This is a genomic window from Dyella sp. 01L423 (genome assembly GCF_056399945.1).
In genome coordinates this window covers 1,001,932-1,021,020 of the sequence record NZ_JBFTSI010000001.1, presented here as the reverse complement: position 1 = coordinate 1,021,020, position 19,089 = coordinate 1,001,932, and the positions used below count along the sequence as shown (strand labels likewise).

17 protein-coding genes are annotated in these 19,089 nt (G+C 61.8%); 5 read left to right on the top strand and 12 right to left on the bottom strand.

The window, feature by feature from the left end:
* Nucleotides 1–101 precede the first annotated feature (101 nt).
* The 3 genes from AC1DMY_RS04630 to AC1DMY_RS04620 all read left to right on the top strand — a co-directional run bounded on the left by AC1DMY_RS04630 (nt 102) and on the right by AC1DMY_RS04620 (nt 3,856).
* Nucleotides 102–3,137 carry a LysM peptidoglycan-binding domain-containing protein gene (locus tag AC1DMY_RS04630; RefSeq protein WP_477163822.1) on the top strand — a complete coding sequence of 1,012 codons (3,036 nt, stop codon included), beginning with the start codon at nt 102–104 and terminating at the stop codon, nt 3,135–3,137.
* On the top strand, nt 3,131–3,391 hold the full coding sequence (locus tag AC1DMY_RS04625; RefSeq protein WP_477163821.1) for a hypothetical protein: 261 nt from the start codon (nt 3,131–3,133) through the stop codon (nt 3,389–3,391). Before AC1DMY_RS04630 ends, AC1DMY_RS04625 begins: the two co-directional genes overlap by 7 nt.
* Nucleotides 3,392–3,700: 309 nt before the next feature.
* On the top strand, nt 3,701–3,856 hold the full coding sequence (locus AC1DMY_RS04620) for a hypothetical protein (RefSeq protein ID WP_477163820.1): 156 nt from the start codon (nt 3,701–3,703) through the stop codon (nt 3,854–3,856).
* 526 nt (nt 3,857–4,382) lie between these two features.
* Here AC1DMY_RS04620 and AC1DMY_RS04615 read toward each other — a convergent pair.
* Nucleotides 4,383–5,288, bottom strand: coding sequence for an IS3 family transposase (locus AC1DMY_RS04615; RefSeq protein ID WP_477163819.1), 906 nt, complete (start codon nt 5,286–5,288; stop codon nt 4,383–4,385).
* 184 nt (nt 5,289–5,472) lie between these two features.
* Between AC1DMY_RS04615 and AC1DMY_RS04610 the strand changes: the two genes are divergently transcribed.
* On the top strand, nt 5,473–5,874 hold the full coding sequence (locus AC1DMY_RS04610; RefSeq protein ID WP_477163818.1) for a hypothetical protein: 402 nt from the start codon (nt 5,473–5,475) through the stop codon (nt 5,872–5,874).
* A 40-nt stretch (nt 5,875–5,914) separates the two neighbouring features.
* Here the strand turns inward: AC1DMY_RS04610 and AC1DMY_RS04605 are convergent, their stop codons facing one another.
* From AC1DMY_RS04605 to AC1DMY_RS04555, 11 genes are all read right to left on the bottom strand, one after another.
* Entirely contained in the window at nt 5,915–7,261 is a 1,347-nt protein-coding gene (locus AC1DMY_RS04605; RefSeq protein WP_477163817.1) for a type II toxin-antitoxin system HipA family toxin, read from the bottom strand.
* Between the two features lie 3 nt (nt 7,262–7,264).
* Nucleotides 7,265–7,522 (bottom strand): helix-turn-helix domain-containing protein, encoded by a 258-nt coding sequence (locus AC1DMY_RS04600; RefSeq protein ID WP_477163816.1) that lies wholly within the window; start codon nt 7,520–7,522, stop codon nt 7,265–7,267.
* Nucleotides 7,523–7,665: 143 nt separating this feature from the next.
* Nucleotides 7,666–8,958 (bottom strand): adenylosuccinate synthase, encoded by a 1,293-nt coding sequence (locus AC1DMY_RS04595; RefSeq protein ID WP_477163815.1) that lies wholly within the window; start codon nt 8,956–8,958, stop codon nt 7,666–7,668.
* A 195-nt stretch (nt 8,959–9,153) separates the two neighbouring features.
* The gene (locus AC1DMY_RS04590; RefSeq protein ID WP_477163814.1) at nt 9,154–9,339 is read right to left on the bottom strand and encodes a DUF2065 domain-containing protein; all 186 of its coding nucleotides are present in this window, start codon (nt 9,337–9,339) and stop codon (nt 9,154–9,156) included.
* 13 nt (nt 9,340–9,352) lie between these two features.
* Entirely contained in the window at nt 9,353–10,222 is an 870-nt protein-coding gene (hflC, locus tag AC1DMY_RS04585; RefSeq protein ID WP_477163813.1) for a protease modulator HflC, read from the bottom strand.
* On the bottom strand, nt 10,219–11,391 hold the full coding sequence (gene hflK, locus AC1DMY_RS04580; RefSeq protein WP_477163812.1) for an FtsH protease activity modulator HflK: 1,173 nt from the start codon (nt 11,389–11,391) through the stop codon (nt 10,219–10,221). Before hflK ends, hflC begins: the two co-directional genes overlap by 4 nt.
* A 280-nt stretch (nt 11,392–11,671) precedes the next feature.
* Nucleotides 11,672–12,997, bottom strand: coding sequence for a ribosome rescue GTPase HflX (gene hflX / locus AC1DMY_RS04575; protein ID WP_477163811.1), 1,326 nt, complete (start codon nt 12,995–12,997; stop codon nt 11,672–11,674).
* 149 nt (nt 12,998–13,146) lie between these two features.
* A complete protein-coding gene (gene hfq, locus AC1DMY_RS04570; RefSeq protein WP_477163810.1) occupies nt 13,147–13,416 on the bottom strand; it encodes an RNA chaperone Hfq in 270 nt (89 codons plus the stop codon).
* Between the two features lie 159 nt (nt 13,417–13,575).
* Nucleotides 13,576–14,523: a tRNA (adenosine(37)-N6)-dimethylallyltransferase MiaA gene (gene miaA / locus AC1DMY_RS04565; RefSeq protein ID WP_477163809.1), complete on the bottom strand. Its 948-nt coding sequence runs from the start codon at nt 14,521–14,523 to the stop codon at nt 13,576–13,578.
* A 151-nt stretch (nt 14,524–14,674) separates the two neighbouring features.
* Nucleotides 14,675–15,427: a carbonic anhydrase family protein gene (locus tag AC1DMY_RS04560; protein ID WP_477163808.1), complete on the bottom strand. Its 753-nt coding sequence runs from the start codon at nt 15,425–15,427 to the stop codon at nt 14,675–14,677.
* 201 nt (nt 15,428–15,628) lie between these two features.
* Nucleotides 15,629–17,791: a S46 family peptidase gene (locus AC1DMY_RS04555; protein ID WP_477163807.1), complete on the bottom strand. Its 2,163-nt coding sequence runs from the start codon at nt 17,789–17,791 to the stop codon at nt 15,629–15,631.
* A gap of 142 nt (nt 17,792–17,933) precedes the next feature.
* On the opposite strand from AC1DMY_RS04555, the gene tdh reads away from it, so the two are divergent.
* Nucleotides 17,934–18,968, top strand: a complete 1,035-nt coding sequence (gene tdh, locus AC1DMY_RS04550) for an L-threonine 3-dehydrogenase (RefSeq protein ID WP_441603557.1) — start codon at nt 17,934–17,936, stop codon at nt 18,966–18,968.
* The last annotated feature ends 121 nt before the right edge of the window (nt 18,969–19,089 follow it).

The following is a 19,089-nucleotide window of genomic DNA, read 5'->3' as shown; positions in this document are numbered from 1 at the left end:
GGACCGCGATTTAACTCCACTCTGACCCCAGTTTTTGCTTTATCACCAAGGATCTCTATCACACCTGGGATCGCGACAGCCTGCTGATCGCCGACAAGTCGGTGGACTGGAACACCACCGATCCGAAGAAGGCCCATTACTCCATCACCACCACGGCCACCCAGCGCCTGGCCGACGGCACGGTCGATCGCACGCTGAGCGTCTACGACGGCGCCAACGACGGCGGCCGCACGCCCTCCACCACGACCACGACCTCTTATAGCTATACCTGGTTCGAGCGTGCCCAGCAGACCGAGATTCGGGCCAAGTCGGACAACGCCGATGTGAAGGGCAACTGGGCACCGGGTTTCAGTCATTACATCTACGACGACTACGGCCGTATCAAGCTGGCCTATGACGAGGCGGGCAACCGTGGCTTCAGCTATCAGGTCGATGGTGAGGGGCGCATTCTGCAGCGTGACGAGTTGATCGGTGGCACCGTGCAGTCCGACGGCTCGGTGACCAATGCCACCCAGAACCGCCATCACAGCTACTACCTGTTCGACGACAAGCAGGTGGGCAATGTCGGCAACGATGGCATCGATCGGATCGACTATGCCAAAGAGCTGGCCTTGCGCGTACAACAAAACGGCGCGGCCAACGATGCCAGCCATAAGCGCTTTACGCCGGTAGCCGGCGCGGACTTCGACGTCAACTATCAGCCGATCAACAGCCTCTACCCCACCGCTGCACCAGGCAGCGTCATTGTGCGGGCGGGCGATACCTTGCAATCCATTGCGATGGCGCTGTGGGGTGATTCAAGCCTTTGGTATCTGATCGCGGATGCCAATGGCCTCGCCCCCAATCAGCCGCTGATTCCCAACACGGTGCTGACGGTGCCCAACAAGGTCACCAACATCCACAACAACGCCGGCACATTTAAGCCATATGACGCCCGTTCGGCGATGGGCAATACGAGTCCGACCGTTCCCGATGCGCCGCCACCGCCGCAGGCCAAGGGCAATGGGTGTGGTGGGTTTATTCAAGTCATTGCGATTGTGGTGGCGGTCGTCGTGACGATCTATACGGCAGGTGCAGCGGCCGCGGCGATGGGCGCGGCCACCGCGGCGGGCAGTACAGGCGCCATGGCGGTGGGTGCGGCAGCGATTGGCGGCAGCGCAGTGGGCATCAGCACCGGAGCAATGATCGGTGCCGCCGCCATCGGTGGCGCTGTTGGCTCCATCGCCAGTCAAGGTGTGCTGATGGCCGGTGGCGTGCAAAAAGGCGGCCTCAATTGGGGGAACGTGGGACTGAGCGCGATTGGCGCAGCAGTCACTGCCGGTATCGGCGCCTCCCCGGTGGGGCAAGCACTGCGCGGCGCCTCCACCAGCGCAGGTACATTCGCTCGCGGCGCCGCTACCGGCGCCATCAATAGCGCCGTCACCAACGGAGTCGGTTCGCTTCTCAATGTCAGCCACTTCAGCTGGCAGGGTGTGGCGATCAGCGCCGCATCGGCCGGTGCGGGCGCCTTGGCGGCGCGCACGCTGGGACAGGTGGACGTATTCAGCGGCGACGGTGTCGCCGCCCGCGCTGCGCGCGGTGCGGCCGCTGGAATCACCTCGGGCGCAGTGAGTGCCGCCGCACGCGGCAACTTCTCCGGTGCCAGCTTGCAGCAGATCGGATTGGATGTCTTAGGCAGCACCATCGGCAACAGCATCGTGGATGTGGCTGCGGCCAAGAATACGGCGTTGCCAAGCAATGCGAACCCAGATGACGACAGCTGGGATCGCAACAGCGCCCTGTCAAAATACAACGCCGCAAACGTGCAAAACGGGCTTGAACAATACGCGGCGGCAATGGCTCGTCCTTGGCCGACGATGAATCACGGCGCGATACGCGGTCCAGTGGTTGACGGAGACAAGTATGACCCGAGCACACTGAATTGGCACGCGGAGGGCTTTGTGGCGTCGGGCACGGCCAATCCGGCCGATGCCAAAACCTTGCCAATGACCGTCGTGACTGCTGATGGCGTCACGGGGGAATACGCCACCGCGCTCAACGAGTGGGCAGATCGCTATCACCTGCCCACTCCCGCCCTCAGCAGCTCTATGAGCCAACTGCGGGCCTATCGGCACGATATGTATGCGCAGACGGCACCAGCCTATCAACAGTGGGTCAATCAGAGCTTCCCCACAACGCCTCGCTCCATCGCGCAAAGAGGGTACCCCGACATAGGAAACGATATCGAACAATGGGTTGCCCAGCCGATCGACAAAGCCATGGCCCGGGTACAAGAGCTATCGCATGAAGGCGCAGTCAATGCACGCGATTGGGCAACCGATGGCGACAGTTCGGCCTATATGGCGGCACACAAGGTGGGACTGTCGACACTGGTGACGCTTGGCGATGGTTTGGTGCAAGCCGCCACTGGCATGGTACGCGTCATGACTAATCCTGCGGCAAAAGTAGGCATCGCTTTTGCTGCAGGCAATCCAGGTGACACGGCGGCATTGGCTTGGCAGCACATCAAGGGCATGTCGAGTGAAGAATTGGGTACGGCGTCATTCGTGACGTTAGCGGATGGTGTCGGAGCCTTGCAAAAGCTGGGAGTGGGTACCGAGGCCGCCACTGCCACTCGATTTACTGCCCGTGAATTGGATGCTATCGCGGCCGGAGCTCCAAGCAATAAGTTGACAATTGCCGCGAACAGTGCACGTGGAAATCCATCCGCCATCTTTAGAGAGCTTGGTAAACTCAATTCAAGACAGGCCGCTGTCCTTGAAAAGCTTCCGGAGTTCGGATCGAATGTGATCGTAAGTAAGTCTTTTGGGCAAAGGGACCTGACCGCCTTGACTGCTGCGACCGGCGATGAATTTGCCATGTTCTCAGCTGGCGGCCGGCGTTTGATCTACCGTGGCGATGCTGGAAGTGTGCCGATTACGCCGGAACTAGGTGAGAAGCTCTCTGCTCAGGGTTGGCGTTGGTCATCGCATGTGCATCCGGGAGCTGATATCGGTGTCTTGCGTTCATCTACAGGAGATCGCGCTGTTCTTGACGCAATGGGCGGGCAACGAAGTGCAATCTTCAACTCAATTGGGCAACGGCGATTGTTCACACCACAGGGCGATAGCTTGGAAGGTTGGAGGCCATCATGGTAAGCAAAGTCAAGTTGTTGAAGCTTGAAGATATGGAGACCATCGCCAAAAGGGCTACATTCGACGCTCTGCAGGCCTATGCGCGACCAGAGGGTGATTTGGACCTTTTGACCCTAGGTACAGGGATTACTGATGATGAGGGCGTATTTGAGCTCTATATCGCAGGAGAGACTCCGCGTGATGCCAAAGTGATTAGCTGTGCGCGGGTAGATCGTAAGACCGGCGCAGTGAGTGTTGAGGTTTTCCTCGATAAGTAGTTCTGTAGTGTTGTTCCATTGTCCCTCCCAAAGTGTCCAATGCCGAAACGCTTGGCTTTCTACACCGCTTTTCAACAACCGAAAACCTGAACTAAGGGAACTCGGAAAGGGGCCCGGAAAGGGGCCGGAGGTAGTTAAAGGGCCACCAAGAAGCGAGTCTTTTTCGGGCAACCGATGGCCCGAGGCTCCGATATAGCTCAACAACCCGACGGGCAAAGATACCTAGATCTTCATCAAAGAACATTCGGTATGCCACGCTGACTGCGCCTGGCATTGCCTTCCGTACCCCTTCACATCATCCAGCGCGGCGTGAATCGTGGCGCCGTTTTCGTTGATGATGACGACCGTCAGCACTACCTAATGCCTCTTGCTCAAAGCGCGCGTGACCATGAAATCGCCGTCCATGCGTATGTCCTCATGGGAAACCATGTTCATCTCTTAGCCAGCGCCAAACGAGCAGGATAAGTGTCGGAAGCGATGCGGCAGTTGGGACAAATTATGTCCCCTTCTTCAACCGAAGGCGTCGCCGCACGGGGACGTTTTGGGAAGGCCGCTTCAAGTCTTGCCTAGTGAACACCGATCCATATCTGCTGACAGTTTATCGCTACATTGAACTCAACCCTGTACGCGCGGCCATGGTTCAAGCACCTGAGGATCACCCATGGTCGAGCGTTCACGCGAATCTCGGGTTACGTGTCGGTCCGCTCGTCACTCCCCATGCAACATTCCTTTCCATAGCTTCAGATCCGCACGAGCGTGCCAGCGCATATCGCTCTTGGCTACTTGCTGGCATAGGCGACGAGGAAATCGCGGCCATCCGGTTGCACCTTCTGCAAGGCCGTGCATGGGGCGATCAACGATTTCAGGCCATGGTTGAAAAGACGCTCGGCCACGCTGCCGCCTCCTGACCACCTGGTCTTCCGCCATGTGCTCGGATCATATGAGACTAACGCCAACGGGCTCAAATAACGCCCTCTGGAGTTACCAGGATTTAGTGGACACCTGATCGTCGTCGCCGATGCGCTGCCTCGAACTCATTCGGACTGACGCCACCTAGGTAACTGTGGCGGCGAATCGGGTTGTAGAACTGATCAATGTACTCGGATACGTCAAGGATGGCGGTTTCGCGACTGGCATAGATACGCTTCTTGACGCGCTCTTTCTTGAGGCTGCCGAAGAAGGACTCTGCCACGGCATTGTCCCAACAGTTTCCTCGTCTGCTCATGCTTGGTTCCAAATGGTTGGCTTTGCAGAATCGTCGCCAAGCATCGCTTCCGTACTGAGTTCCTTGATCCGAATGGATCAAGGCTCTTCGAGGTCGGCGGCATTGCACAGCCTTCTTCACCGCTTCCAGCACTAGCTCCTTGTGGATCGTCGGCTTAGCCGCCCAGCCAACGATTTTGCGCGAGAAGAGATCCATAACCACGGCCACGTAGAGCCAGCCTTGCCACGTGCGGATATAGGTGATGTCCGTCACCCAGGCCTTGTTTGGCCCCGACATCGAGAACTGACGTTGCAGCAGATTCGGAATCAACGCGGCTGGCTTGGCTACTGGGATGTGTCGAGTGCGATAGCCGTGTAATGCACGCAGACCGTTCTCACTCATCAACCGGGCAACCCGATGCTTGCTGCAGGTCTCACCATGCTCACGCAGGTCCTGCAAGATTCTGGGGGCGCCGTAAATACCATGACTGGCAATGAAGAAAGTTCGAATCAGGCGCAGAAGTCGTGCATCTTCCTGAGCCCGATCAGAAACAGGATGGTCAAGCCAGGTGTAGTACCCAGCACGGGCTACGCCGAGAACTCGACACATGGCCTGGATGCTGAACTCATTCCTATGAGCTTCGATGAACTTGTATGCCTGTCTGACCTTACTTAGGGGCTTGCCTGGGGACATAGCCGAAACCCTCAGCGGATCGTGTGGATACTAGGACTTGTCCACTAAATCCTGGTAACTCCAGAGGTAATAAATTGGCGCGTAAGCTAAGGGGACGGAGGTAGTAAATTGGCGTGACCTCCTCCGACCCTTCTCTTGGCACGCCGATGGCGGCACCGAAAAACTCGGCTACGACGTCTTCGGCTTGAAGCGCACCGCCACTGACGCCCTCTCGCGCACCACCAGCCACGGCTACGACAAGCAGGGCCAGCTGATCCGCGTCGACCATCCAACCGTCAGCGGCAAGGGCGTGCTCACGGTCAGCTATACCTATGATGAGCTGGGTCAGCGTCTGTCGCATACCAGCAGCGTTCTCGGCCGCGACACCACCGACTACGACAGCCATTTGTACGGGCGGTTACGCGGCACTCCCAATTCACGGGCGACAGCAGCGGCGGGCTTACCGCTGCTGTACTTCAGCCTCAGGGCTTCACGCTTGAACTCGGCTGAGATCGCTGGCCCTTTTCCGTCAAACATCTCCGTGCGAGGACTGTCCTCGCTTTTGGGTGTCCGAGGAATCAGGGGTGGTCCAAAAATCGGGGAGTAGTCCAACCTGACTCTGTTTTGACCCGGTATAGAGCGTGCGTTTATCGCCGATAGTCGGGTTCCGACCCCAATCGCTTCGATGCTCGACGGATACCATCGCTCACCGCCTCGAAGATTGCCTCTGGTACGGCATCCGGCAGGTGCTTGGCCACGTCGGCGAGGACTATTGGCACCTGCTCGATCATTTGCTCGATAAGCTCCGGCGCCTCCGGAAGGCCCAATTTCTCGGCCATGGCAATCCAGTGCCAGCGATGAATGCCATGAAGGTCGTAGTGTCGATTGCGTGACGTTACCGCCATGGCCATTCGGGCTCTGTGTGGATCGAGCTTGTTCGCCCTCCGCCCCATGATCGGATACGCAGAAAGGATGTCGTAGAGCGGCGTCATGCGATAGGCGCCGCCGGGTTGCAGACGAAGGCTGAAGTTCTTGGCGTGGCCGTCGGTAGCAGCCATTAGCCAGAACAGGAGTTGAGCCCTGAAGAACACAGCACGGTCTTCCGCGGCCTGAGAACCACGCAGAACCTCCATGATCTGGCGCATCCCAGGACCGCCATCGCTTTCATACTTGAGCGATGGCGGCACACCCAATGCCTGGCAGAAATCTTCCTGAGGTATACGCTGCCACCATCGGCGATCCTTGGAGAGCGAACGATCGAAGCGCTCAACGATAAGTGCCTTTTGATCTTCGAACAGGCCGATCTCGACGTTGGCGGCAGGCAATCCAAAGGCACGCACGATTTCCATGCAGAGCCATTCGATTTCCACGGAATGCCGCATATCGGCCTGCATGTTGCCCACAAGGCCAAGAGGCAACTTGAAGATATGCGTACTGGGTGTGGCACCCTCGGGAATACACCAGCGATCGCGATGCCTGAGCAATGCGGTCTTCTCCTGGGCACCGGCGATGGAAAGGCGGAAGGCTTCGCTTTCACTTGCTGGCAGCGGGCCGTTGCTCGTGGTGTCGCGTAGCAACTGGGCTACACCGGCTTCGCTTAGCGGGCAAGCATCGATGCGATGTGGATCGGCCGGCGACTCCCCTGCAACCGTCAACTGAAGAGCACCGGCGCAATCGCGACCGATCACAGCGAGCAAATCGAACGCCGATATCGAAGCCGCACGGTAACGATCCCGGAGACGGCGAAGAATGCGATCGTTATCCGGAATCAGATTCTCAAAATAGGCCGCTACGGCTGGCGAGGACAACGCAACGCCCTGACTGCCATCCTTGCCCGAGGCAAACGGCAGGGACAGCGAAAGCGGCCGCCCTTCTGCCGCTTTGATCCAGCCATCGTCGTAGATCAGGCGATCGTTGCCCGCACGTCCGCGTTCCCACTTGCCCACGAACAAGCCGTTCATCCATAGATCCAACGCCGTGATGCGACGTGCCACGGGTTACCACTCCGCCGTGGATGAGGATGACTTCGCGGGGCTACTGGCGATTCGTGGCTGAAGGGCGATATCTAGTCCCAGCAGCAAGCACAACCGGTGGACGCGATCGAAGGAGGCCCGGCCAGCGTGATTTTCGAGCTTCGACATGGCTTGCACTGAAATGCCTAGCTGACTGGCCACGTCGCCCTGCGTTAAACCTTGGCGTAGACGCGCAGCGCGCAAGATGGTCCCTAGCTGATCGGGTAGACGGATGATTTCCATGATTCAACCCACAGGTTGAAAATGACGAAATCAACTTACAGGTTTAATTAGCTAAAATCAACTCTAAGGTTGAGTAAGGGAACATGTCCCACAAAAAAACCCCGGTTAGCCGGGGTTTTGTGTTTCACCAAGTGGCCAACCAATCAAGCGAACGGATCATCCAACACGATCGTGTCATCACGATCCGCGCCGGTAGCAACCAGCGACAGCTTGCAGCCCGACAGCTCTTCCACGGCGCGCAAGTAAGCACGAGCAGCAGCAGGCAGCTTGTCCCACTCGCGGATGCCGGCGGTGGATTCGTCCCAGCCCGGGAATTCCAGGTAGACGGGCTTGCACTCGGCCCAGCCGTCCGCGTCGAGCGGGGCCAGTTCGCGGCGCTTGCCGCGGTATTCGTAGGCGATGCAGACCTTGATGGTCGGCAGGCCGTCGAGCACGTCGAGCTTGGTGATGGCCAGGCCGTTGATGCCGTTGATCTGCACGGCGCGCTTGAGCGCGACGAGGTCGATCCAGCCGCAGCGACGCGGACGGCCGGTGCTGGCGCCGAACTCGTTGCCGACCTTGCGCAGGCGCTCGCCCATCTCGTCTTCGAGCTCGGTCGGGAACGGACCGCCGCCCACGCGCGTGGCGTACGCCTTGCAGATGCCCAGCACGTAGTCGATGTCGCCAGCGCCCACACCGGTGCCGGCGAGTGCGCCGCCCACGGTGGTGTTGGACGAGGTCACGTACGGGTAGGTGCCGTGGTCGATGTCGAGCAGTGCGCCCTGCGCGCCTTCATACAGGATGTGGCCGCCTTCCTTGCGCACGTCGTGCAGGATGGTGGCGACGTCGTCGACCATCGGGCGGATGAATTCGCCATAGGCCAGCGCATCGTCCAGCACGGTCTGGAAGTCGACCGGCTCGGCCTTCAGCCACTGGGTGAGGATGAAGTTGTGGTACTCGACGGCGGCCTTGATCTTCTCGGGCAACTCGTGCGGGTACATCAGGTCGGCCACGCGCACGCTGCGGCGAGCCACCTTGTCTTCGTACGCCGGGCCGATGCCGCGGCCGGTGGTGCCGATGGCGCTCTTGCCGGCGGCGATTTCGCGCGCCTTATCCACGGCAATGTGGTACGGCATGATCAGCGGCGTGGCCGGGCTGATCTTGAGGCGCGAACGCACTTCCACGCCCTGCGCTTCAAGCTCTTCGATTTCCTGCTTCAGCGCCTGCGGCGACAGCACCACGCCATTGCCGATCAGGCACAGCGCGTCGTCGCGCAGAATGCCCGACGGGATCAGATGCAGCACGGTCTTCTTGCCACCGATGACCAGCGTGTGGCCGGCGTTGTGGCCGCCCTGGAAGCGAGCGACGGCGCTGACCTTCGAAGTCAGCAGGTCGACGATCTTGCCCTTGCCTTCGTCGCCCCACTGCGCACCAAGGATGACTACTGACTTGCCCATGATGATGTTGCTCTCGTCAATTTGAAGAATGAGGCGCCCCGCGGGGCACGTAAGACTGAAAATCTTCGCTCGTCATTCCAGCGAACGCTGGAATCCAGCGCCTTCAAAGTCGCTGGATCCCTGCTTTCGCAGGGATGACGGTGAGGGAGGTGGAAACTTCCCTCGATGGGTTGAGCGGCCCATCGCCGCGTTATTTCAATGCACCAACTTCAACGCCACCAGGCCGATGCCCATGGCGAGCGCGCCAAACACGCGCAGCGTGCGCGGGCTCATGTTGGCTGCCTCGCGCATGGTGGCTTGCCACCCGCGCGGCGCGGCAAACAGCACGAGCCCTTCAATCACCAGCACCAGGCATAACGCGCCCGTCAATTCACTCGACATCGTCCCCTGCCACTCAATGCTTGGACGATGCGCCGTCGCTGAAATACTTCAGGAATTCCGAATCCGGTCGGAGCACCAGCACGCCCTTGCCATCCTTGAAGGACGTACGGTACGCGGCCAGGCTTCGATAAAACGCGAAGAACTCCGGGTCCTGGCCGTAAGCCTGCGCGTAGATCGCCGCGGCCTGGGCATCGCCCTCGCCCTTCACCTTGGCGGCGTCGCGCTCGGCTTCGGCCTTGACCACCTGGGCCTGGCGATCGGCGTCGGCCTTGATGGTTTCGGCGGCCTGCTGACCGGTGTAGCGCAATTCGTTGGCGAGCTGTGTGCGCTCGGCGCGCATGCGCTTGTACACCGACTCGCTCACTTCGTCGGGCAGATCGATGCGCTTGATGCGCACGTCGACGACGGCAATGCCGAAATTCTTGCGGGCTGCCGTGTCGGTCTGCTTGCGCACGCGCTCGGTGACGTCCTTGCGACCGGCCGAGACCAGCTCCTGCAAGGTGCGACCGTTGAACTCAAAACGCAGCGCGTCCTTCACGATCGGCGTGAGGCGATTGGCCGCCTGCAGCTCGTCGCCCGCGGTGGCGCGGTAGTACGCGGCATTGTCGGCAATGCGCCACTTCACGTAGAAGTCGACGTTGACGCTCTTCTTCTCGGAGGTGAAGTAACGCTCTGGCGGCGCTTCCAAAGTCAGGATGCGGTTGTCGAACGTCATCACTTGCTGGATGAACGGCAACTTCGCGTGCAGGCCAGGCTGGTCGCCGGTGCGCACGATGCGGCCGAACTGCAGCACGAGCGCGGTCTGCCCTTCGTGCACCACGAACAAACTGTTGAAGCCGAGCAACACGATCAGCACGGCGACGATGGCGGAGACGATCTTCATGGCTGCTTCTCCTTGCCACCGAGGCTGCTGTCGCTGCCTGCCGATTGCATCACCGAGCCCACGTTCGGCACATCCTTGCCGGTCGCGCGATCGAGCGGCAGATAGATCATGTTGCGACCGCCGGAACCATCGAGCACCTTGGGATTGTTCGACATCACATCCTCGACGGTTTCCAGCCACAGGCGACGGCGCGTGACATCCGGCGCGGCCTTGTATTCCTTGAGGATGAGGTTGAAGCGCGAGGCATCACCGGTGGCGGTGGCCACGCGGGCAGCGGCGTAACCCTGGGCCTCGGCGGAAATGCGGGACGCGTCGCCGCGCGCCACCGGCACCACCTGGCTGGCGTAGGCGCGTGCGTTGTTCTCGGTGCCCTGCTTGTCTTCGCGTGCGGCGTTGACGTCGTCGAAGGCGTCCTTCACTTCCTGCGGCGGCGCCACGTTCTGGAAGCTCACGTCGGTCACCACCAGGCCGGCGTCGTATTCGTCCAGCGTGGCCTGCAGGATTTCGCGCGTCTGCTGCTGCAAGGTGTCGCGCGTCTGCGCCTTCACGCCGGTCACAGGTACAACGGCCGTCGCCGCCACGGACGAGGCCCGCGCCACGGTGCTGGCAACGGCAGGCGCGACGGTCTCGCCTTCGCCCTGGCTGGTGAGGATGTTGTCCATCACATTGGCGCCCACCACGGTGCGCACGGCGGCTTCGGAGGCCTGGCGCAGCGTGTCTTCCGGCGGACCGCTCAGCGAGAAGAGGAATTTGCGGGCGTCAGCCACCTGGTACTGCACGTTGAAGTCGACCGAGATGATGTTCTCGTCGCTGGTCAGCATGCGCACCTTGTCGGACACCGAACGAATCTCGGTGGTGCCGACCTTGGTCACCGTTTCAATCGGGCTGGGAAACTTCAGGTGGAAACCCGGCGGCAAGGTGCGGGAGTACTGGCCAAAGCGCAGCACCACGCCAGCCTGGCGCGCATCCACGATGGTGAAGCTGCTCATGGCGATCCAGACGATCAGGAAGGCCAGCAGGATGGTGAAAATGCCTCCGGCGCCGCCACCAAGCTTGCCCAGCCGGTTGCGTAGCTGCCTGAGCATGTCCTCCAGACCCGGCTTGTTGCCAGGCTGGCGGTTCCTGTTCCACGGATCGCGTTGCCCGTTACCGGGTTCGTTCCAGGCCATGGTCAGTCTCCTTAAGGCCGCTGGGAGGCCGGCTGCGTTGGCCGGAAAGCGCGTTGAACGGGTTTGGGCATAGGGTCGGCTGCTTGATGGGTACCGCGCGAGCGCGAATGGCCGCACACAAACACCGACCATTCTAACAGAGCTCGCCAGGGATTCCCTCCCCTTGTGGGAGCGCACCCTGTGCGCGACGAGCGCCGCAAGGTCACCCCGACAACCGGTTTTCGCCGGGCGCTCGGGCGCCTGTCGCGCACAGGGTGCGCTCCCACAGGGGTTTCGCTGGCTAGAGGGTGCGGTCCTGCAAGGCCTCTTCGGCCGTGCCAAGGATGGGCTGGAGCAAGGCTGCCTCGCTGGCGCTACCGCCGCTCAGCGGCGCAATCACGCTGCGCGGCGCATCGATATTCAAGCGCCAGCCATCCTCATCCACCTCTTCGCCTACGATGGCGCCGGCGGCCTTGAGCCGGGCATGCAGGCGGCCGGCGGTATGCGGCAGGCGCAGTTCGGACTGCACGCGCTCGCCGCCCAGCAGCTCGCCCAGGGCCTGCCTGAGCAGGTCCAGGCCCTGCCCGCTGGCGGCCGATAGCCACACGGTGGTGGGGCGACCTTCGGCGTCGCGGTCGATCCGCGGCTCGGTGCCAGCCAGGTCGATCTTGTTCATCACCCGCAGCTGCGGCAGGTCGCCGGCATCGATTTCTTCGAGCACGTTGTCGACTACGCGGGCGAGGCGCTCGCGCTCCTCGTCGGCCGCGTCGCTCACATGCAGCAGCAGATCGGCATCGCGCGCCTCGGCCAGGGTGCCGCGGAAGGCGGCGACCAGGTCGTGGGGCAGCTCGCGGATAAAACCAACCGTGTCGGCCAGCACGGCCGGCCCGCAGGACAGGCCATCGAGCTTTCGCACAGTCGGGTCCAGCGTGGCGAACAGCAGGTCGGCGGCAAACACCTCGCCTTCAGTCAACACATTGAACAAGGTGGATTTGCCGGCATTGGTGTAGCCCACCAGGGCGACCCTCGGCACGGTGTTGCGCAGGCGCGCACGGCGCTGCTGCACGCGCTGCGTCTGCACCTTTTCGAGGCGCTTGCTGAGCATCTTCACCCGCTCGGCGAGCAGGCGGCGGTCGGTTTCCAGCTGGGTTTCGCCCGGGCCGCGGTTGCCGATGGCGCCGCCGCGCTGAGCGTCAAGGTGGGTCCAGCCGCGAACCAGGCGCGTCGCAAGATGCTTGAGCTGGGCCAGCTCCACTTCGAGCTTGCCTTCGTGGGAACGGGCGCGCTGGGCAAAGATGTCCAGGATCAGACCCGCACGGTCCACGACGCGCACATTGAGCAGCTTTTCGAGATTGCGCTCCTGCACCGGGGTCAGCAGATGATCGACCAGTACCAGGTCGGCCTCGAGCGCCCGGGCGGCCTCGGCCACCTCGTCGGCCTTGCCGGTGCCGATGTAATAGCGTGGGTTCGGTTCCACCACGCGCGCCGGGATGCTGCCGAGGATCTCGGCGCCAGCCGAGCGCACGAGCTCGGCGAATTCTTCGGCACGCCGCGCTGTATCGCCCTCTCCACGGGAATGCGGGAGCACGAGGACGGCGCGTTCGCCTTTCTTTTGACGATCAAACACGAGGGCGGGAGGACCTTTATGGAGACGCGATGCCGCGGACCATAGACGGTCCACGGCACGGATCGGAGTGGGAAGTGTATGTGGATACGCCGCCGGCCGATAATGCCGCGACGCCTACCCTACTCAGATGGGTCGACCACCCGACGTAATCAAGCTTCCGCTTCGGGCGCACCGCCCGGCGCATCGCCCGGACCATCATGGCCATTGCCCATGCGGACGTTGCGGCTGGGTACCACAGTGGAGATGGCGTGCTTGTAGACCATCTGGCTCACCTGGTTGCGCAGCAACACCACGAACTGATCGAACGACTCGATCGTGCCCTGCAGCTTGATGCCATTGACCAGATAGATCGCGACCGGCACGCGTTCGCGGCGCAGCGCATTAAGAAACGGATCTTGCAATGATTGCCCCTTGGACATTTCTTGTTCTCCCCTCGCAGCGGACGGACCGGGATAAAAAACGCATAACGCGCCCCGGTCCAAGGCCGAGGAATATTAACCACTTTTAAACCGTTGATGAAAGGGCGAATGCAGCTTTCGTCAGGTGTGAAAAAGGTGTTTAGAGAACTCGTCGGCACACTATTGTTCGCCGAGAAACAAACGCAGGGCATCTTCGGCAAGATTCCGCGTCTCCGGACGCTCCGGATCGAGCATCCGCGCATCGAGCACACTGCGCAGCCAGGTGATCTGCCGCTTGGCCAACTGACGTGTCGCGAACACGCCGCGGTCGCGAAATTCCGCCTCGCTGGTTTGGCCGTCCAGAAAATCCCAGGCCTGGCGGTAGCCCACGGCGCGAATGGCCGGGAGATCGGCATGCAGGTCGCCGCGGGCACGCAGGGCGCGAACTTCGTCTAGAAAGCCATCGCGCAACATCGTGTCGAAACGTTGTGCGATGCGTTCGTGCAAGGGCGCACGGTCCTGCGGCACCAGCGCCAGCTTGAGTACGCGCCATGGGAAACGCTCGCCGCTGCCGCCGCGCTGCTGTTCCGACAACGGGCGACCGGTGAGCTCGATCACCTCAAGCGCGCGTTGAATGCGCTGCGCGTCGTTGGGTCCGATGCGTTCGGCGGCGGCGGGATCGAGCTGTTGCAGACGCGCATGCAGCGCAGGCCATCCGTCAACGGCGGCCTGTGCTGCGAGTCGCTCACGCACAGACGGATCAGCCTCGGGCAGCTGTGAAAGGCCTTGTTGCAGCGCGCGGAAATAAAGCCCCGTGCCGCCAACGAGCAGCGGCACCCGGCCCTGCGCCGTGATGTCCTGCATGGCGGCCACGGCATCGCCACGGAAATCCGCCGCTGAGTAAGGCTCGGCCGGATCGCCGATATCGATCAATCGATGCGGGTAGCGCGCCAGCGTCGGCGCATCCGGTTTGGCTGCGCCGATATTGAGGCCGCGATAGACCAGGGCCGAATCGACGCTAACCAGGTCGAGCGGAAATTGATCGCTGAGCGCGCAGGCGAGCGCCGTCTTGCCCGACGCGGTCGGGCCCATCAGGAATACGGCGAGTGGGCGTTGATCGATCGGCATCGGCGCATTCTACCGATGAAGCCGGCATCCCGACGTACCGTGCCTCACTACCGGCGCCGTTTCATTGTAGGAGCGCACTTGTGCGCGACTGCAGCGCCCTGTCGATGCCTCGGTCGCGCACAAGTGCGCTCCTACAAACAGCAGGGCTCGCTTAAGCGTAGAACTCCACCTTGCCGCCAACCAGGTGATACATCGAACCGACGATCTTGATCTTGCCGTCCTTCTCCAGGCCCGCCAGCACATCGCTGCGTCGACGTATCTCCGCCACCGTCTGACGCACATTGGTCGCGGCCACGGCATCGACGAAAGCATCGTTCTTGCTGGTGCGTTCGCCACTGAACTGGGTGGCTTCGACAGCCGGCTTGATCTTGTCGAGCAGGCCCGTGAGGTTGCCCAGCTTGGCGTTGTCGATGGCGCCCTTGATGGCGCCGCAGGCTGTATGCCCCATCACCAGCACGAGCTTGGCGCCGGCAAGCGCGCAGGCAAATTCCATGCTTCCCAGCAGATCGTCGTTGGCGACATTGCCTGCGACCCGCCCATTGAAGGTGTCGCCGATACCGGCATCCAGGATGATTTCGGCAGGTGCACGCGAGTCGATGCAGCTCAGGATCACCGCTGCCGGGTATTGCCCGCCGGCGCTGGCACGCTTCTGTGCCAGATAGTCGTGTCCCTGCATCTTGCCCGCGCAGAATCGCTGGTTGCCTTCCTTGAGCATGGCAACGACCTGGTCCGGCGTCATCGCATCGCGCTGCTCCTTGGTCAAGGCTGCAGCCTGTGCGAGACCGGGCATAAGCCAGGAAGCGCCGCCCACCGCGGCAAACGCGGCGGCGCCGATGGCTGATTTCAATAGCGAGCGACGCGCGTGGTCCGTCGCGCCAGCGCAACAAGCATCGTCATGCTGCATAACGTCCCCTCCCTAAAGGAAGGAGCTACTGCACGCCCGGGGGGATGAAACCGGTGTGAACCCGATTTCCCGACTGGGTGCGAACCTCACTTCCTCAGCTATCTGTGGGAGCGCACCCTGTGCGCGACTAGCGCCTCGACAGGGTGAGGCCGTCGCGCACAGGGTGCGCTCCCACAGTTGAGGATGTGAGATTGGCTGGGCTCAGCGCCCCGGCACGCCCATTTCCTTGAGCAACTGCGGCGCTGGATAGACCTTGTCCATCAGCCAGCGCATGTAACGCAAGTCGACATGGATGGCGCGCTTGTAGCGTGGATCGAACATCCAGCTCGCGCTTACCGCTTCCCAGTTGCTGTCGAAGTTTAGGCCTACCAGCTCGCCCTTGGCGTTCAACACGGGCGAGCCCGAATTGCCGCCCGTGGTGTCCAGATTGCTCAGGAAGTCGACCGGCATGGCCTTGGTCTTCGCATCTGCATAGCCCTCGTAGTCGCCCTTGGCAATGGCGTCGAGCAAGGGCTTGGGTGCATCGAACGGCTCCGCGCCGGTGTTCTTCTCCACGATGCCGGCAGTCGTCGTCTGCGGCTCATAGGTGACCGCATCGCGGGCCTTCAAGGGCGTGACCTTGCCGTAGCTCACGCGCAACGTGCTGTTGGCATCGGGATAAACCGCGCGTCCCTGCTTTTCGCGATAGGCAATCAGCGCGTCCATGTACGCGGGACGAAGACGCAGCAAATCGCCTTCGCGCGATTTGCGCTCGCCCTCCAGGCGCAACAAGGCGGGTTGCAACTGGGAGGCTAGCGCCATCAGTGCGTCGTCGGATTTGACCACCGTCGCTGGCTCTGCCTTCAGCCACGCCAGCCGTTTGGCTTCGTCGCCAAGCATCGTCGCGGCATAAACCTGATCGAGCTTGTGCGACAAGGCTTCGGGCGTGCGCCCGAACACCGCATCGAATTCGGGCACGCGCTGCGCATCAGGCAAGGCCTGATAGCGCGTGAGCAAGGCCGTCATCAGGCGCTTCTCGACCACGGGGTCGTAGCGACGCTGCACCTGGCGCAGCGTGCCGGCGATCAGTTCTTCGTCGCGTTGCTGGTAACCCGCCTCGCGCTGGGCATCCGCATGGCCGCGCTCGTAGGCGAGGCGCTGCAGCATGATGGCCGAACGCAGCAACTGCGTTTGTGATTGCATCAGGCCCAACAGCAGATCACGTTCGCGCGTGGCGTTGGCGGTGGCAATGAGGCGATTGACCTCGTCGATCTGCGGACGCAGCGTGCCAGCCTGCGGCTGTGCCGCCAGCCACGCCATCATTGCGTCTTCATCCTTGCGGCGGATGCCGACTGCGTCGCTGCGCTTGAGGCCATCGAGCTCGCCTTCAAAGCGCTTGATGTTGTTCTTCAGCGATTGCAGTTGCGAGGCATAGCGGATGGCCGCCGGGCGATCATCGCGACCGGCCTCTTCGATCACGTGCTGCAACTGCTGCATCACGGCCACCGTGGTCGGCAATCGCCACTGCACCTGATCGGCAAACTCCGCCGCTGTGCGATGGCGATATGTCGTACCGGGATAGCCCGCCAGCATCACGAAATCCCCGTCGCGCACGCCATCGCGCGCGACTTGCAAATGCGCCGGCGGGTGATAGGGGACATTGTTCTTGGCGTAATCCGCCGGCTTGCCATCGGGGCCGACGTAAGCGCGCAACAAGGTGAAGTCGCCCGCGTGGCGCGGCCACACGAAGTTATCCACTTCGTCGCCGTAATTGCCGATGGCACGCGGCGGTGCGTAGACCAGACGCAGGTCGCGCAGCTCGAGTTGTTTGACCAGGTAGAAGTCGCGGCCATAGAACATATTGACCACGCTGCAGCGCACGCCGGCTTCGCGTTCGCAATCGGCCACCAAGGTCTTGCTGATGGCGTCGATCGCATCGAAATAGGCGCGCCCGGTCTTGCCCTTGGCGGCCGCCAGTACCTGCTCGCTGACCTTGTCGAAGCCGGTGGTCACGCGCAGGCGGAAATCGGGGTTGGCGGGCAGCTCTTCCGTGCGCTCGTGCGACACGAAACCGTTCTGGATCAGATCGCGCTGCGCGTTGCTGTTGTACTGGATCACGCCGAATGCGACGTGGTGGTTGGTCAGCACCAGGCCGTCGTCGCTGATGAAGGAACCCGTGGCTCCGCCCACCTTCACCACTGCGCTCAGCGGCGCCTGGGTCAGGTCGGCAAGGTCCGCCGGGTTGCCCTGGAAGCCCGCCGCGCGCAGCTGCTTGCCGATGGAAGGCAGCTGGGAGGGCATCCACATGCCTTCGTCAGCGTGGCTAGGAATGGCCATCATCAAACCCCATGTTGCCGCCAGCAGCGCGAATGTCCGTCGTTTCATGCCTGTACTCGACCCGGGTTGTCGCAAAAAATTGCGACCATAATCCCTGGCCGGCCCCGGGGCAACGCTGCACTGCACGAAGCCGGCGCCCTGCCCAGGCTTCTATAATGTCCGTTTTCCCGCCCTTCCCCACGGAAATACCATGCCTCAGATGATGAAAGCCCTGGTCAAGCGCAAGCCCGAACAGGGCATCTGGATGGAAGAAGTGCCTGTTCCCGAGGTCGGCCCCAACGAGGTGCTGATCAAGCTGGAAAAGACCGCGATCTGCGGCACCGACCTGCACATCTATAAGTGGGACGAGTGGTCCCAGCGCACCATCAAGCCCGGCCTCACGATCGGGCACGAATTCGTCGGCCGCATCGTGGAGATCGGCCCGGGCGTGACCGGCTACAAGATCGGCGACCGCGTCTCGGCCGAAGGCCATATCGTCTGCGGCCACTGCCGCAACTGCCGTGCCGGCCGCCAGCATCTGTGCCCGAACACCGTGGGCATCGGCGTGAACCGCAACGGCGCGTTCGCCGAATACATGACCATGCCGGCCTCGAACCTGTGGCCGATCCCGGACCAGATCCCGTCCGAGCTGGCTGCCTTCTTCGACCCCTACGGCAATGCCGCGCACTGCGCGCTGGAATTCGACCTGATCGGCGAAGACGTGCTGATCACCGGCGCCGGCCCGATCGGCATCATCGCCGCAGGCATCGCCAAGCATGTGGGCGCCCGTAACGTGGTCGTCACCGATGTGAACGATTACCGCCTGAAGCTGGCGGCGGACATGGGCGCCACGCGCGTGGTCAACGTGGCCAACCAGTCGCTCAAGGACGTGATGAAAGACCTGCACATGGAAGGCTTCGACGTGGGCCTGGAGATGAGCGGCAACCCGCGCGCCTTCAACGACATGCTCGATTGCATGTACCACGGCGGCAAGATCGCACTGCTCGGCATCCTGCCCAAGGGCGCCGGCATCGATTGGGACAAGGTGATCTTCAAGGGCCTCACCATGCAGGGCATCTACGGCCGTCGCATGTACGAGACCTGGTACAAGATGACCCAGATGGTGCTCACCGGCTTCCCTCTTCAGAAAGTTCTCACGCACCAGATTCATATCGACGATTTCCAGAAGGGCTTCGATCTGATGGATGCGGGCAAGTGCGGCAAGGTCGTCTGCTCCTGGAGCTGAGCGAACCCTGTCACACCTCGGAATTTCCTGCGGGAATTCCAACCTGAAAGGTCGGCCGCCCTAGTACACTTCGACCAAGGCGGCCGACTAATCGCTGGGATTGTGAAGGTACCCGGCCCAA

What these genes read in the sequence shown, in the direction of transcription:
- AC1DMY_RS04555 (WP_477163807.1), bottom strand. Translation starts at nt 17,791, where the DNA reads ATGAAACGACGGACATTCGCGCTGCTGGCGGCAACATGGGGTTTGATG.
- miaA (WP_477163809.1), bottom strand. Translation starts at nt 14,523, where the DNA reads ATGCCGATCGATCAACGCCCACTCGCCGTATTCCTGATGGGCCCGACC.
- AC1DMY_RS04615 (WP_477163819.1), bottom strand. Translation starts at nt 5,288, where the DNA reads ATGTCCCCAGGCAAGCCCCTAAGTAAGGTCAGACAGGCATACAAGTTC.
- AC1DMY_RS04595 (WP_477163815.1), bottom strand. Translation starts at nt 8,958, where the DNA reads ATGGGCAAGTCAGTAGTCATCCTTGGTGCGCAGTGGGGCGACGAAGGC.
- hflK (WP_477163812.1), bottom strand. Translation starts at nt 11,391, where the DNA reads ATGGCCTGGAACGAACCCGGTAACGGGCAACGCGATCCGTGGAACAGG.
- AC1DMY_RS04625 (WP_477163821.1), top strand. Translation starts at nt 3,131, where the DNA reads ATGGTAAGCAAAGTCAAGTTGTTGAAGCTTGAAGATATGGAGACCATC.
- AC1DMY_RS04600 (WP_477163816.1), bottom strand. Translation starts at nt 7,522, where the DNA reads ATGGAAATCATCCGTCTACCCGATCAGCTAGGGACCATCTTGCGCGCT.
- tdh (WP_441603557.1), top strand. Translation starts at nt 17,934, where the DNA reads ATGCCTCAGATGATGAAAGCCCTGGTCAAGCGCAAGCCCGAACAGGGC.
- hfq (WP_477163810.1), bottom strand. Translation starts at nt 13,416, where the DNA reads ATGTCCAAGGGGCAATCATTGCAAGATCCGTTTCTTAATGCGCTGCGC.
- AC1DMY_RS04560 (WP_477163808.1), bottom strand. Translation starts at nt 15,427, where the DNA reads ATGCAGCATGACGATGCTTGTTGCGCTGGCGCGACGGACCACGCGCGT.
- hflC (WP_477163813.1), bottom strand. Translation starts at nt 10,222, where the DNA reads ATGAAGATCGTCTCCGCCATCGTCGCCGTGCTGATCGTGTTGCTCGGC.
- AC1DMY_RS04590 (WP_477163814.1), bottom strand. Translation starts at nt 9,339, where the DNA reads ATGTCGAGTGAATTGACGGGCGCGTTATGCCTGGTGCTGGTGATTGAA.